The 15691-nt window shown below is 40.9% G+C and carries 14 protein-coding genes; 7 read left to right on the top strand and 7 right to left on the bottom strand.

Annotation, left to right across the window (positions count from 1 at the left end):
* Positions 1-142 (top strand): IS3 family transposase (locus OC25_RS28585; protein ID WP_156131345.1); only part of this gene is annotated, 142 nt, incomplete at its 5' end.
* Positions 143-191: 49 nt separating this feature from the next.
* Here OC25_RS28585 and OC25_RS26135 read toward each other — a convergent pair.
* From OC25_RS26135 to uvrA, 5 genes are all read right to left on the bottom strand, one after another.
* Positions 192-2633 carry a bifunctional YncE family protein/alkaline phosphatase family protein gene (locus OC25_RS26135; RefSeq protein WP_039483316.1) on the bottom strand — a complete coding sequence of 814 codons (2442 nt, stop codon included), beginning with the start codon at positions 2631-2633 and terminating at the stop codon, positions 192-194.
* 19 nt (positions 2634-2652) lie between these two features.
* Positions 2653-3492 (bottom strand): hypothetical protein, encoded by an 840-nt coding sequence (locus OC25_RS26130; RefSeq protein WP_039483313.1) that lies wholly within the window; start codon positions 3490-3492, stop codon positions 2653-2655.
* A gap of 18 nt (positions 3493-3510) precedes the next feature.
* Complete coding sequence (locus tag OC25_RS26125) at positions 3511-4353, bottom strand: metallophosphoesterase family protein (protein ID WP_039483310.1); 843 nt, start codon at positions 4351-4353, stop codon at positions 3511-3513.
* 489 nt (positions 4354-4842) lie between these two features.
* On the bottom strand, positions 4843-5454 hold the full coding sequence (locus OC25_RS26120) for a LysE family transporter (protein WP_245222160.1): 612 nt from the start codon (positions 5452-5454) through the stop codon (positions 4843-4845).
* Between the two features lie 50 nt (positions 5455-5504).
* Positions 5505-8318, bottom strand: coding sequence for an excinuclease ABC subunit UvrA (gene uvrA, locus OC25_RS26115; protein WP_039483305.1), 2814 nt, complete (start codon positions 8316-8318; stop codon positions 5505-5507).
* 261 nt (positions 8319-8579) lie between these two features.
* Between uvrA and OC25_RS26110 the strand changes: the two genes are divergently transcribed.
* The 3 genes from OC25_RS26110 to OC25_RS26100 all read left to right on the top strand — a co-directional run bounded on the left by OC25_RS26110 (position 8580) and on the right by OC25_RS26100 (position 10898).
* Positions 8580-9164, top strand: a complete 585-nt coding sequence (locus tag OC25_RS26110; RefSeq protein ID WP_039483301.1) for an RNA polymerase sigma factor — start codon at positions 8580-8582, stop codon at positions 9162-9164.
* An 84-nt stretch (positions 9165-9248) separates the two neighbouring features.
* Positions 9249-9443 carry a hypothetical protein gene (locus OC25_RS26105; protein WP_039483298.1) on the top strand — a complete coding sequence of 65 codons (195 nt, stop codon included), beginning with the start codon at positions 9249-9251 and terminating at the stop codon, positions 9441-9443.
* A 243-nt stretch (positions 9444-9686) separates the two neighbouring features.
* A complete protein-coding gene (locus OC25_RS26100) occupies positions 9687-10898 on the top strand; it encodes an MFS transporter (RefSeq protein ID WP_039483295.1) in 1212 nt (403 codons plus the stop codon).
* On the opposite strand, the gene OC25_RS26095 is transcribed toward OC25_RS26100, so the two are convergent.
* Positions 10895-11479: a hypothetical protein gene (locus OC25_RS26095; RefSeq protein ID WP_039483292.1), complete on the bottom strand. Its 585-nt coding sequence runs from the start codon at positions 11477-11479 to the stop codon at positions 10895-10897. The genes OC25_RS26100 and OC25_RS26095 overlap by 4 nt on opposite strands.
* A gap of 4 nt (positions 11480-11483) precedes the next feature.
* Positions 11484-12173 (bottom strand): LA_2272 family surface repeat-containing protein, encoded by a 690-nt coding sequence (locus tag OC25_RS26090; RefSeq protein WP_039483289.1) that lies wholly within the window; start codon positions 12171-12173, stop codon positions 11484-11486.
* A 206-nt stretch (positions 12174-12379) separates the two neighbouring features.
* Here OC25_RS26090 and OC25_RS26085 point away from each other — a divergent pair, with 206 nt between their 5' ends.
* The 3 genes from OC25_RS26085 (at position 12380) to recA (ending at position 15470) form a co-directional block, all read left to right on the top strand.
* Complete coding sequence (locus OC25_RS26085) at positions 12380-13345, top strand: helix-turn-helix domain-containing protein (protein WP_039483286.1); 966 nt, start codon at positions 12380-12382, stop codon at positions 13343-13345.
* A gap of 311 nt (positions 13346-13656) precedes the next feature.
* Positions 13657-14322, top strand: coding sequence for an endonuclease III (nth, locus tag OC25_RS26080; protein WP_039483283.1), 666 nt, complete (start codon positions 13657-13659; stop codon positions 14320-14322).
* 122 nt (positions 14323-14444) lie between these two features.
* A complete protein-coding gene (gene recA, locus OC25_RS26075) occupies positions 14445-15470 on the top strand; it encodes a recombinase RecA (RefSeq protein ID WP_425339081.1) in 1026 nt (341 codons plus the stop codon).
* The last annotated feature ends 221 nt before the right edge of the window (positions 15471-15691 follow it).

Here is a 15691-nt window from a genome sequence, read left to right as displayed (position 1 = left end):
AAATGAATTTAAATCGGTATCACAATTACATTCTGAAATTAGAAAGTATATTAAATATTATAATAGGGACCGAATAAGGATTAATTTAAATGGAATGAGTCCGGTGGAATACCGAACTCATTACTTTAAAAACATTGCGTAACTTCGTCCAACTTTTTGGGGTCAGTCTAAAATTGCCTTTTTGTTTTTACTTAATCATCGTCGTCTTTTTTCTTCTTTTCGAGAATCACAAAAGCACTTCGTTTTGGTGCAGGCATTACCGATTGCTCGCCCTTAACTGATTTCCACACCACTTCATTTAAATCTAAATCAGGTGCCGAATCTTCTTTTGCAAAATTGAAAAATTCTGAACGCCTGCTGCTTTCGTTAACAGCCACATTCCGGGTATCCAAATCAATAAGGGGTTGTAAAACGTTGTAAGGTGTAAAATCTGGCTTCGCGGTAAAGCATTCGTACAAAGGCATTGCTCCGGCATCATACTGGCTCATTGGCGGCAAGCCTAAAATCAGCTCCATGGTGCGCAAAAAGCCTGAAGTAGAATACATGGTATGCACTACCGCATTTCTTTTTACATACGGGCCAATTACATAAGCCGGAGAACGGTGCGCATCAACATGGTCAGGCCCGTTTTGTGCATCATCTTCTAAAATAAATACAACCGATTCATTCCAAACCTTACTGTGCGAAAGGTGTTCAATAATTCGGCCCACTGCTAAATCGTTATCGGCAACGGCTGCCTGAGGTGAGTATTTTCCTTTCTTCTGCCCGCTGGTATGATCGTTTGAAATGCGTAAGGTATTAAACTGAGGTACCGCACCAGCAACCAGTAACGAATCGAAATCGTGCTGCCAGGCATCTACACGCACCTGATCTTTAATATCCATATCAAAACCTGGCGAAGACGGACACATATGCCCCTGCAAAGATTTAATATTGGCTTTATCGTAAGAACCAAACTCGCCATAACTCCGGTAACTTATTCCGGCCCGCTGGCAATAATCCCAGATAAAACCTCCTTTCGGGTAAGTAACAGGTCTGCCACCTTCGAAAGTGGTACTGCCGCCACGGGCACCATAACTGGTTGGCCATGTTTTTTCTACCACATCGGTTGCGTAAGCCGCCATGCTCCAGTTATGCCCATCGGCACTTACTTCTGCATCTACATAAAAATTATCCAGCAGTACAAAGTTCTCGGCCAAAGCATGTTGGTTAGGCGTTACCTTGCGACCGAAAAGGGTTAGCGTAGAATCGCCATTACCTTTTTTAATGTCACCCAACACCTGATCGTAAGTGCGGTTTTCTTTAATGATATAAAAAACATGTTTAATTGGCGATTTTTCACCCTGTTTTCTTGGAACCGGATTTCCAGCTTCACCATCGGCAGTTATCGCCCTTTTATCGCTGAAAGGTGTATTGGCATAAACCTGTTTGGTATACACTTTTAGTTGCTCGGGCTTTGGCGCATCGATAAAGGATAAAGTACCTTTAAACAATCCGGCAATGTATTGCAACCTGCTGTTTGCCGTGCTCCCCATGTGGTAATCGCTGTTATCGACTTTCGAAACGGGTTGTGGTCCTTTCGGGTTTGCCATTGAAGTATTGCCCTTACCATTGGTAACCAACACCTTCGAACCTAAAACCTTAACACTGGTTGGGTACCAGCCTACCGGTATAAAACCCTGGCTCTGGCTCACCCCTGGTTTACTTACATCAAAAACAGCCAGGCAATTGTTATCGGCATTGGCAATGTATAAAGTTTTTTCATTGCTACTCAAAGCCAAACCATTGGTAGTTGAGCCTGTTAGCTGGGTAGCATAAAGCGTGGTAGAAATGGTTTCAATTACCTTGTTGCTAAGTGTATTGACCACCGAAACCGTATTGTCGTTTGCATTGGCTACATATAGGATATTACCTTTTTTATTAAGCAAAAGCTCATTAGGATGATCACCAACGGGAATCTGCTGAGCAATGCTTTCTGATTGCAAATCAACAACCGCAACTGCTTTTCCACCCCAAAGCGAAACATATAATTTGCGTTCATCGGCAGCAAGTGCACAGCTATAGGCAATAGCAGGAAGCTGAACACGTTTTAAAATCTTTTTCGCTGTTGGGTCGATGATATACAGAGCGCTGTCCTCTTTGGTAACGGTAAATAATTTACTGTTGTTTTTATTTACCGCGATGCCGGCCGGACATATTTTACCTTTCGGCCAAACCGGCCCCAAGGTAATGGTATCGCTCTTGCCCAGCTTATTGTTCTCGATATTAAAATCCAGGATCCAGTTGTCGTTACCACCCGATGCGTAAAGGTGTTTTTCATCTTTACTAAAAGCAATGCCGTACCACGATTTGGCCAGCACTTTTTCATCGATAATTTGCTCGGTTTTAGGATTAATAAGCTGCAAGGATTGCGTACTCTGACCGTTATTGGTGATGGCCAGGTACTTACCTGATGCACTCAGTTGCATGTTTAAGGGTAAATCGCCCAATTGTACCGAATGCCCCGCCGGGCTTAATTTCCAGCCATTGGGCAACAAAATTTGTTGTGTAGTTTCATTTTTACCAGGCCATTGGGCAAAGCCACGCTGTACCAGCAAAAACGTTAAAAGAATAAGGATATATGATTTTTTCATTGTTTTGATTTTTGAAAAATTACCGGTGAAGATTGAAGTTTACCAGGGCCCTGATACTATAACCGTTACCAGAAGCTATATTGCCGATTTCGCGTATTGCTGCAGGAGAGCTAACCTGACTCCGGGTAGCATAAAATACCGGACCTCCGGAAATGGAGAACGAAAGTTTACTGTGATTGGGTTCCAAATTAATTGATGGGCCGATTAACAGTTTTGCGCCACCTTCTGCTTCGTCTTTCTCCCAAAAACCTTCCAAATCCTGACCAAGGGCTTCGAAACCCAGATATAAAGCGCTTGAAATGCGGTGCTGAAAACCGATGCTCGTGATGAAATCGAGCTTATCGCGTGTGCGGCTAAAGGCCTTTTCAAAGCGTAAATTACCCGCCATACGCCAGTTGGTACGATCGAATGAAGCGGTAATGCGGCTAATAGCCGATCCGGTATTAGACCAGTCGCGGCTTAAGCCCAGGCCTGCTCCCAATCTAAAGCCCGAAATACCTTTGCCGCCTATCAAATCCCTGATTACCTCGGCTTGCTCTGCAGAGGCCACGCCCCCACCGTTGGCAAAACCCAGGGCAGCCGTAGCATAGAGTGTTAAACGGCTACCCAAATAACCTTTAACCCCAAATTGTTGCCCTAAACCATCATAACCAAACTGTCCGTTAGCCCGTTCGCCATAACTACCCGAGTAATGGATATTCCAGCGAGGGTTTTCCGCAGTAAGGGTGTTTATGGTAAATAGAAAGGGTTGGGCAGCGTCATTACCCGTTTTTAACACCGGGTTAATGGTTGCCTGATTCTGAGCTGAGCAATTGATTGCAAATGCAGCAAAAACAGCTGCAAAAAATATCTTTTTCATTTAAAATACCTGAAGCTGTTAAAATTTGGTTTCGTTTAACAACGGTGATTGACTTGCATTTACCTGATAGGTTTTAATCTTATCATTTTCATCAACTTCTACAATGCGGTAACCTTTATAAGCGGTGCCCCAGTTGCCACCAATATGTGCATCAAAAAAATGTGGCAGCTTGTCAGTATAAAACACAGCATCTAAACTGTGGTCGTGGCCGTGAAATACAGCCTTTACATTGGCATAGCTATGCAAAAGTTTAATAGTATCGGGGCACTCCACAAAGGGGCTCTCCGGCACCCAGAAATGTGGCGGGATATGCAATACCACAAACACGGTTTTTAAATCTTTAAACTTATCCAGCTCCTGTTTTAAAAAATCATTGTTAGGACACAGATAGGCTCCTTTCGTGTCAGAAGTATTGGCGAGAACAAAACCAACACCGTTTTTTTCGAAAGAAAAGTTATCTTCATAACCAAAAACCGATTTCCAGAGTGGGGTATCCGCATGGTCGTGGTTACCTGGTACAGCATAAAATGGAACTTTCAAACGATCATAATAATCCTTTTTAACTTCTTTCAGTAATTCAGGTCTGTCGTGTACCAGATCACCGTTGATAATTACAAAATTCAGCGGATTTTGCTCATGCGATGCATTAAGCCATTTTACAATATTCTCGTGATGGAGCTTATACTCAGTTCCTGGTTGTCCGTAATGTCCATCGGATGCGATGGCAAAACGAAGTTTTGGCCCTTTTCCCGTTGTGGCTGGAATACTGTTTTCTTCAGCAAATGAAGGGAGCACTGGTGATAAACCGGCCACTACTGCAGCAGCCAGACCACTTTTTAGAAAAAAACGTCTGTTAGACATAATATTAAATATGTTTTGTTTCAACTGGCAAAATTCGGCCAGTCAGGCTTCTTAAACATAAATTTAATGTTATGATTAGGTTAACAGAACCTTATCTGTGTATCAATTTTATAACAGAGAGCCTGCGCTAAAGAAATGATCTGTGTATACAGTGCGTCTGGTAAGAAAGAAAATGGTTTGTGGTGACACAGGCCATGGTTTACAAATCAATGTATTCCAGATATTAAATATAAAATCTGCACTTATTTTCTTAAATCAGCGGGAGAATGACAGGAGTTTCCCGCTGATACCGCAGATTTCGCTGATGAGTATTCAGCAGTGTTAATGACTCGAATATCTGAATACTACAAATGAAAAGTATACCGTGCATCCGTGGCTAAAATAGAAAAATGGTCCGTGGTAACACGAACCACGGCACCCGCATTCCGTGTTTACCGTGCCTCCGTGGCAAGAAAAAAGATATGATCCGCGGTGACACGGATCATGGCTTTAAAAAATAACAATCGCTTGCTTCACCATTAAATATCCTGCCAGTGCAAATAAGAATATGGCGATAGATTTATTGATAATCAAACTGCTCAGTGCAAATTTTTCCTGAATGTAAGTAGCAAAGTGTGCATATAAATACAAAGCCAGTGCCGAGCCGACACCAGAGCCTAGACTAAAAATAACCAGCGAAAGGTAATCGGTTTCAATCCATTGGTGTAAAATTACGTAGTTGCCAAAAAACAACCAGAACGGAATCTGAACGGGATTTAATACCCCTAAAATCAATCCATAAAGTACACTTCCACTGCGTTTATCTTCTTTAGCATTGCTGGTTTTAGGCACCTTTTTTCGGTTTTTCCAGGTGATGGTACCCATTACCAGAAACATCACAATCATAAAGCAATCTACCAAAGTACTCAGTCGTACCTCGCTCACAGCCTCATTTGGGTTAATATCACTCATGGCCCAACGTGCAAAGCGCATCATACCAAAAGTAAAAAACACTTCTACGCAGGAGAAGGATAAGATAAAATACCAAACCTGCCGCATACCTTTATTGATGGCAAGTTGTGCAACGGTGAGATTGATGTTACCCGGGGGGATATACCCCATAGCGTTAAGGATAATGCCTATGAAAAACGTTAGAAAAAGCATTGCCGAAATTATGGATTTAAATTTAAATGCGTAGCCAAATATTTTCCGGTGTACGAATTTTCTACTTTAACCAGCTCTTCGGGTACCCCTTCAAATACCACATTACCACCACCATCGCCACCTTCAGGGCCGATATCGATTACCCAATCAGCACATTTAATCATATCCATATTGTGTTCGATAACCAAAATGGTATTACCCTGTTCTATCAGGGTATTTAATGCTTTTAAAAGTTTTTTAATATCATGGAAATGCAAACCAGTAGTCGGCTCATCAAAAATAAACAGCGTTTTATTGGCGTTGTTACCCTTAATCAGGAAAGACGCGAGTTTAATCCGTTGCGCTTCACCACCAGATAAAGTATTAGACGATTGTCCCAGGTGTACGTATCCCAAACCCACATCAACCAGCGGATTTAGCTTATTCAGGATTTTTTGTTCGTCTTTAAAGAAATCAACCGCTTCATCAATGGTCATGTCCAGAATTTCAGAAACATTTTTTTCTTTATAGGTTACGTCCAACACCTGTTGTTTAAAGCGCTTGCCATTACAAGCCTCGCAAGGCAGGTAAATATCGGCCATAAACTGCATTTCGATCTTCACTTCGCCTTCACCCTGACAAACATCGCAGCGCCCACCTTCTACGTTAAACGAGAAAGCAGCAGGTTTCAGTCCAGCAGCTTTTGCGGCAGCTAAACCTGAAAACAACGCACGGATATCATCCCAGGCCTTAACATAGGTAACCGGATTTGAACGGCTAGAGCGGCCAATCGGGTTTTGATCTACCAGTTCTACGGCACTTACCAGATCGTAATTACCAAAAATACCATCGTAAGCACCTGTTTGTTCGCCCGCATAGTTTCCAATTGCTTTTTGTAGTGCCGGATATAAAATCTTTTTAACCAAACTGGTTTTTCCAGAGCCAGAAACCCCACTCACTGCGGTAAACACGCCCAAAGGAAATTTAACGTCGATATTTTTAAGGTTGTTCTCCCTTGCTCCCTTAATCAGAATATGGTCTTTCCATTTACGGCGCTGTGTGGGGATGGCAATTTTCTCCAAACCGGCCAGGTAGCGACCGGTTAAACTGTTTTTATCTTTTAAAATCTCTTCGTAATCGCCACTGAAAACCAGGTTACCGCCATGGGTACCCGCCTCCGGGCCAATATCAATAATGTGATCGGCTGCACGCATCATTTCTTCTTCGTGCTCTACCACCAAAACAGTATTGCCCACATTACGCAAAGAGACTAAAACTTCAATTAATTTGTTGGTATCGCGCGGATGCAGACCAATACTCGGCTCATCTAAAACATACACCGATCCTACCAGACTACTACCCAGCGAAGTGGCCAGATTTATTCTTTGCGATTCTCCACCCGACAAGGTATTAGACAAACGGTTTAAGGTAAGGTAGCCCAAACCAACATTATTTAAATAGAGAAAACGGTTATCGATTTCGGCCAGTAAACGTTTGGCTATTTTAGCATCGTTTACACTTAATTTTAGCTCATTAAAGAAAACCAGTGCTTTCGATAACGGCATTAAAACCACATCAATAATCGATTTTCCGGCAATCTTAACATACGATGCATCTTTGCGCAGGCGCGAGCCTTTACAATCAGGGCAGGTAGTTTTTCCACGGTAGCGTGATAACATTACCCGATACTGTATTTTATAGGTCTGCTCTTCCAGTTCTTTGAAAAAAGCATCCAGTCCTTCAAAATATTTATTTCCTGTCCACAATAGCTGCTGTTCCTTTTCGGTTAAAGCGCTGTAAGGCCTGTGTATCGGGAAATCGAATTTAGGTGCTGCTTTTACAAAGTTCTGCAACCAAACACCCATTTTTTCGCCACGCCATGGGGCGATGGCATTATCGTAAACACTTTTGCTTTTATCCGGAATAACCAGATCTTCATCAATGCCAATCACATTGCCATAACCTTCACAACGCTTGCAGGCCCCGTAAGGATTATTGAAAGAGAAAAAGTTAGGTGTAGGTTCTTCAAAACGAATTCCATCCAATTCAAATCGATCGCTGAAATGTTTAGTTTCCCCTTCGGCTTCTACATAACAATCGCCCTTGCCCTCAAAAAAGGCAGTTTGTGCAGAATCTGCCAAACGGCTTAACGTTTCTTCTTCCTGATTGGTTACTATCCTGTCGATCAGGATCTGAACGGTTTTATCGTCAGTTAATTCAACATCTTTAAAACCGGCATCATCTAAAATGCCTTCTATTTTTTCAATTTTATCGTTAATGCGTACCCTTAAAAAGCCCTTTTGCAATAAAATGGCAAGTTCTTCTTTAATGGTGCGGTTATTATGCGGGTAAAGCGGACAAAAAATGGTTACCGTAGTATCTTCGGGCATGGCATTTACATAATCTACCACGGTGCTTACCGAATCTTTTTTCACCTCATTGCCCGAAACCGGCGAAATGGTTTTTCCAATACGCGAAAAAAGCAGTTTCAGGTAATCGTAAATCTCTGTTGAAGTTCCTACTGTTGAACGTGGGTTCGAAGTAATTACTTTCTGCTCAATTGCAATTGCCGGAGCTATACCTTTAATATAATCTACATCAGGTTTATTCATCCGCCCCATAAACTGGCGTGCATACGACGATAAACTTTCTACATACCGGCGTTGCCCTTCTGCGTACAAAGTATCGAATGCAAGCGAAGATTTGCCCGACCCCGACATGCCCGTTACCACTACCAATTTATTTTTTGGAATGGCCACATCAATGTTTTTAAGGTTGTGCACACGGGCACCTTTTATAATAATATTTCTATGCGGATCTTTTTCGGCCTCTTTTTTGCTCATGTATTCTAAAGGATATAAAGGTATAAACCCAACAAAGTAATTTGGGTTTTAAGAAGATACAAAAATAGGGTACTGGGATGGTTAATTTATTTTTTAACATTTTATTTTTTGTTTTTTGATAAAAAAATAACTTTCTTTGAACATTAACAACCTCAGAACCAAACTAACACATTTCAAAAAACATAGGAGAGCAGCTATAGAAATTATACATCTACAAATTAATTTTTAGCAAACAGTACGGGATTTAGTGTAGGTAAACCTATGAATTTACAATCATATAATGATCAGGACCTGGTAAAGGTATATATTGCCGGGAATGAGAGCGGATTGCAGGAACTTTTAAAGAGACATAAAAGTAAAATTTATACTTCTATCTACTTATTGGTGAAAGACCAATATCTGGCGGAAGATATTTTTCAGGATGCTTTTATCAAAGTGATTAACACCCTGCGATCGGGAAGGTATAACGAAGAAGGTAAGTTTTTACCATGGGTAATGCGTATTGCGCATAACCTGGTTATCGATTATTTCAGGAAAGAAAAAAGAACACCCATCATCACCAGTTCTGATGGAATGGATGTATTCAATATGCTACACTTTTATGATGAGAGTGCAGAAGACAGGATGCTCCGCGACCAAACCCATAAAGATTTAAAAGCGATGATCCATTTATTGCCTGATGAGCAGAAAGAAGTGCTTTTAATGCGTCATTATGCCGATTTGAGCTTTAAGGAAATAGCCGATTTAACCGACGTAAGTATCAATACAGCCCTTGGCCGTATGCGTTACGCATTGAGCAATCTGCGCAAAATGCTTAAAACAAAGGAGGTGAGCTATAAAGGGTAGCGTAATTGTTACATAAAATATAGTAGGGGTTGAAATAAAGCATCTGAACTATCGTTAAGTTTATAAAACTTATCGCGTTTGCTTATGACAAAAACCTCTACATCAAAAAACAATGTAAATTTACCAACCCCGAACATGTTTCAGCCTAAAATGGATATGGAATCTGACGCAGAAATCGACTTATTTTATGAGCAAATCAAAAGTAAGTTAGATAGACTGGCTAAAAATCCACAAGATGAAACCATCAATAAGATTTTAGCCTACAGCAGGTCTTTATAAAATTTACACTAGTCAAAGAGGTTGCTCCACAGGGTGGGGCAACCTTTTTTTATGCAGCTTGGTTAATGGTTAATGTTTGACAGTTAATATCCAATTACCCATTTTGCCATGAAGTATTGACCATCGACTATGAACCCCGTCTAACAGCAAATAACCTGACTACCGGATAAATGGCCTAATTTTTACATTCCCTTAAAATAAAAAGCGCTACCTTTACATAGTGTAATTTTAACACTAAGCGCAATGAATAAAAACTTACTTCCACTCACATTAGGCGGTTTAGGCATCGGTATAACAGAGTTCGTAATGATGGGCTTGCTTCCCGATATTGCAAACGATTTAAGGGTGAGCATCCCCGAAGCCGGTCATTTAATTTCGGCTTATGCCTTGGGGGTTGTAATTGGTGCGCCTTTACTGATTATGATTGCAGGCAAATACCCACCTAAAATGATATTAATTGCCCTGATGATTATGTTCACGGTTTTTAATGCATTTTCGGCTTTTGCCCCTACTTTCAACACTTTGTTTATTGCACGCTTACTTTCAGGCCTACCACATGGTGCGTTTTTCGGTGTGGGCTCTGTAGTAGCCAGCAGAATTGCCGAGAAAGGGAAAGCCGCACAGGCGGTATCGCTCATGTTTATGGGCTTAACCATTGCCAATATTGTGGGTGTACCTCTGGGTACGTTTATTGGTCACAATTTTTCGTGGCGCATCTCTTTTGCTGTAGTGGTATTGGTTGGCCTGATTACTTTATTAAGCTTAAAACTTTGGTTACCTGCTTTAGAAGCTACCAAAAACCGCGATTTAAAAGCAGAATTGAGCTTCTTCAAAAAAAGAGATGCCTGGATTATCATTTTCATGATTTCTATTGGTACGGGCGGATTATTTACCTGGTATAGCTATATCGCTCCGTTAATGACCGAAGTTGCACATTTCTCGGCCAACGCGGTAACCTATATATTAATGCTTGCGGGTTTAGGTATGATGTTCGGCAATTACGTTGGTGGTCGACTGGCTGATAAATTTTCGCCGGCTAAAGCTTCTGCAGCCCTGTTACTTGTTATGGTAATTACCCTTACCATTGTACATTTTGTTTCGGCTAGTCAGCCATTGGCTTTAATCATGACCTTTATTACCGGCGCCGTCGCTTTCTCATTGGCAGCCCCTATCCAGATGTTGATGATCCAGAGTGCCAAAGGATCAGAAATGCTGGCCGCATCGGCTAGTCAGGCAAGTTTTAACATTGGTAATGCATTGGGCGCCTTTTTTGGCGGCCTTCCGCTGGTTTATGGTTACGACTATACTTCGCCGGCCTACGTTGGTGCTGCAATGGCCCTGGTAGGTGCTTTGTTTGCCTTCTGGTTAATTAAAAGCAATAGCAATAAACCCGTAACCAAAACTACGGCAACTGAAGAGGAAGAAACCGAAGAGCAATTTGTAGTGATGCATTAGGTTTTAGGAACACGGTAACGAAGCTTGCCATACCGGAGTCCTATACAGGCACCACCAAAACTTTTCGCCTGGTTAAAGTTAGCATTAAGCCCTAAAGTAAAGGCCCATCTTCTGCTGACCATAAAATTAAACCTCGCTTCTGCTGATAAGCCAACCGTACGCTGTTTCACAATTTCGTATACATCATGACCGAATATACAAAAGAAAGAGTTGCAGGTATTGTACAAAAATGCCCCACGGTAAATTCGCTCGGTATATGCAGGGCCAGCACCAAATTGCAGATTTGCATATTGATTAAAAGTATAGCTTTTGCCTAAAATTAAGGCTGCTTCTCCTACACCTGGCGCAGGTTCGTCGCTGTAAATTTTCGCTGCTGATATTGCTGACGACTTAAGCGCTATATAACTGGTTTTGCGCTGCAGATACAAATGCACGTCGAAATAACTCCCGCTTTCACTTCCGCCCCCAATACCGACACCCAGGCCATAATAAAATTTATCTTTTTGAGGCAGGGAATCCTGCTGTGCAGAAACAAATTTCACCAGGCAGCAAGCGCATACAATCAGCAAAATGAATTTCATGAGCTTAAGCTTTAAAATTCCAGTTAATTAAAGGCAGCTTTCTTTTCTGGTTTACATTCCAAAGCCCAACCTGCAAACCTTTTAAATTTTTGCTTTTATTAAATAATCCAACCTGTATGCCACGGCTTTTTAATACGTCGTTGCTTAATAAACCAATTTGAATGCCTTTATAATCTATAGCGCTATTGCCTATGCCCACCTGTAATCCCGCTCCTTGATGCACATCATTAAACATGGAGAGCTGAAGGCCATTCTGCTTTTTAATTATAGTACCTACAATCGAAATAGATATACCATTTGAAGCATACAAATATTGCCCGATAGCACCAACCGTTAACCCGTTTACTATACAATCTCCGCAAACTGTTCCCGAACCGGAAATGTTTAAACCATTGATCTTCTCGGTAAACTCAAACTCCCTGACACTAACAAGATTATCGTTTTCATTTATCGGACTGTGGGGTATAAGCGGTAGCAATAAACCCAAACCAATCAATTCTAACCTCGTTCCATTAGTTACGACATTGGTATGTGTTTCTTTAAATCCCGAAGCAATTCCAAATGAAAGCCCGGTTATTTGGGCATTGCCTTGATGGAATGTTGCTGCAGGAAAATGATTTTTTCTGTCCTGACCATAACCTTTTACGCCCGGTAAAAGAAAGATCAGCATAATTAATATAAGTCTCTTGTTCATGATATTTTGAATTAGTTTATAACCAAAGATCAACAGTTAAAAACAAGCAATTTATCTTTAAAAATTACAACAGCTTCCATTTATCCCCTATAAAGCATCATACCGTCCATTAATTACCCTAAAAGATTAATACAAAATCACTTATTAATCTAAAAAACTTGATTGATGATATAATTACCTTATCTTCATTTCATAAATTATTCTTTATGGAGAATCAGCAGGCAATATTCTTTCAAGCTATTAAAGCAGCTTTGCCCGAGTACCAGAATATGGCGCTAAGTATAGCCGAAGAACTGGGCATCAGTACTAACGAAGCTTACAAAAAAATCAGGGGCGACAGCAACCTTACGCTGCAGCAGATTATTAAACTGTCTGATTCTTTTAATGTGCCATTTGTATATAGCCCAAAGCAATCTTTATCCGTTACCTTCAATTACCTCAGCGTAAACGAAGACCTTAATATGGTTAACTACCTCAAAGACTTGCTCGATAACCTTCGAACCATTAAAAACAGTAAGCAAAAACACATTACCATTACTACCGATGATATTCCGGTATTTCACTTTTTTAAGTACCCTGAATTAACCAGTTTTAAATTGTTTTTCTGGGCAAACAGTGCCAATAACATCGAAGTTCCGTTTAATTCCGCCTTCCTGTCGGATGAGATCATCGAAATATCAAAGGCATTGCATGCCACCTATTTAGAAATCCCCAGTACAGAAATATGGTCGAAAGATACCATAACCGGCACTTTAGAACAGATCAGGTATGCTTTTGAAGCCGGCCACCTGAACGACACCGAACTGGCCGTTAAAATTGTAGAGCAGGTAAAATATTGCCTCACCGATATGAACATGTACGCCATTGGCAGTAAAAAGACAATCGACCCGAACCATACTTTTAACTGGTACAACTGCGATGTGCTGGGGAGCATTGCCTACCTGGTCGATTTCAAAGACCGCATGGCTTGCTACAACCGTTTCAATACCTTTAACTATTTGCGTACCGAAGACCAATCCTACTGCCTGCAAACCAGGAAATGGATGCAGGGATTGATTATGAAATCTGTTTCGTTCAGCGGTCAGGGAGAAAAGCACCGTAACAAATACCTGTACAATGCCTTTGCCGAATGCGATAAATTGCTGCAGGAGATTGGACAGGCAGAGGCTTAGTTTGGAGTTGCCATCAATAATAACCAATGTACAATAACCAATTATCAATACGTTGAGCGTTAGGCGGCTGGCGATTGGTGTTGGTTTACCAACTAGATTAACGCAAGGCCCTTCGACTCCGCTCAGGGTGACAGCGCCTTTGGAGTTTGCACTGAAACAATGAACAAGTTTGGAGTTTGCAGTTGTGAGTTTGGACGGAGACAGTTAACCAATTTAAACAATTAACCAGTTAACCAATTAGCAATTACTAATGAACAACTGAACCAATGAACTAATAAACCAACGAACAAGTTTATCTCTTATATTTGCCCATGCTTAAAAAAGAACGTTATAAACTTTTTGTAGAACACTTTTCGGCCAAGCAGCCTGATGCTGAAACCGAACTGCATTACAATAACCCCTATCAGCTTTTAGTAGCCGTAATTTTGTCGGCACAGTGCACCGATAAGCGGGTTAACATGGTTACTCCTGCCCTTTTTCAACGTTTCCCCAATGCTAAGGCACTGGCAGAAGCCACGCCTGATATTGTTTTCGATTACATCAGGAGTATCAGTTACCCTAATAATAAAGCTAAACATTTGGTGGGCATGGCCAATATGCTGCTTAACGAGTTTAACGATGTGGTACCTTCGGGGGTTGATGACCTGCAGAAAATGCCAGGTGTTGGCCGCAAAACTGCTAATGTAATTGCATCGGTAATTTATAATGCACCTGCTATGGCGGTTGATACCCATGTTTTCCGCGTGGCTAACCGGCTTGGCCTAACCAATGGTAAAACCCCGCTTGCCGTAGAAAAAGACCTGGTTAAAAATCTGCCCGAGCACGACATCCACATTGCCCACCACTGGTTAATCCTGCACGGGCGTTACGTTTGTGTAGCCAGAAACCCCAAATGCGATGTTTGCGAAATTACCTACATGTGCAGGTATTTCGAGCGCTTAACCGCGCAAAATGAGCGTAATAAATTAAAAGCTTAAAAAATTATTTTCACTTTACTATTGACATTAGCTAAAAAAGATTTACCTTAGCTAAATATATTAGTATTTTAAATATCAACATTCAAGTATATTAGCCGATAATCGATTATATTTACGCCGTAATGAAAAAAGAAATGAGCACTTCAAATCCAGATAAATTAAAAGCCCTTCAGCTTACTTTAGATAAGCTCGAAAAATCTTATGGTAAAGGTACCATCATGAAACTTGGTGACACAGCTGTTGAACCTATTGAATATATTTCCACAGGATCAATCAGTTTAGATATCGCTTTAGGTATCGGCGGTATTCCAAAAGGCCGTATCATCGAAATTTACGGTCCGGAATCTTCTGGTAAAACCACTTTGGCTACCCACATTATTGCCGAAGCACAGAAAAAAGGTGGTATTGCTGCATTTATTGATGCAGAGCATGCTTTTGATCAGTTCTATGCGAAAAAATTAGGCGTTGATACCGATAACCTTTTAATCTCTCAACCAGATAACGGCGAGCAGGCTTTAGAAATTGCTGATAACCTGATCCGCTCAGGAGCTATTGATGTAATTGTAATTGACTCTGTTGCTGCTTTGGTTCCTAAAAGTGAGATTGAAGGCGAAATGGGCGATAGCAAAATGGGATTACACGCCCGTTTAATGAGTCAGGCACTACGTAAATTAACCGGAACGATTGCCAAAACAGGATGTTGCTGTATTTTCATCAACCAGTTACGTGATAAAATCGGTGTAATGTTTGGTAACCCTGAAACTACAACAGGAGGTAACGCTTTGAAATTCTATGCTTCAGTACGTTTAGATATCCGTCGTATTTCTCAAATCAAAGATTCTGACGAAGTTTCAGGTAACCGCGTAAAGGTTAAGATTGTTAAAAATAAGGTAGCTCCTCCTTTCCGTATTGCCGAATTTGATGTCATGTTTGGTGAAGGTATTTCTAAAAATGGCGAGATCATCGATTTAGGTGTTGATTTCGGTATCATCAAAAAAGCAGGTTCGTGGTTCTCTTACGGAGATACCAAATTAGGACAAGGAAGAGACGCCGTAAAACAATTGTTGAGCGACAACCCTGAGCTGGCCGAAGAATTGGAAAATAAAATTAAAACCGAAGTAACCGGCGATAAACTGGCTGAAGAATAAGCCTTCCAGCGCTTTAACAAAACATAAAAAAGCCCTTCCAAATTCTGATTTTGGACATGCCCCAAAAAGTTAGACACTTTTTGGGGCATTTTTTATGAGTAGAAAACAAAAATATGACTATCAGTTTAAACTTGATTTAGTCAACAAGGTAATCAAAGAAGAACACTCTGTACATGAACTTTCCAATATGTATGGATTGGCTAAATCACAGTTACAATTTT

The sequence above is a fragment of the Pedobacter kyungheensis genome (assembly GCF_000812965.1).
Lineage (GTDB): Bacteria > Bacteroidota > Bacteroidia > Sphingobacteriales > Sphingobacteriaceae > Pedobacter > Pedobacter kyungheensis.
The sequence above is the reverse complement of the archived record's forward strand: the minus strand, read 5'-3'. Positions and strand labels throughout refer to the sequence as shown.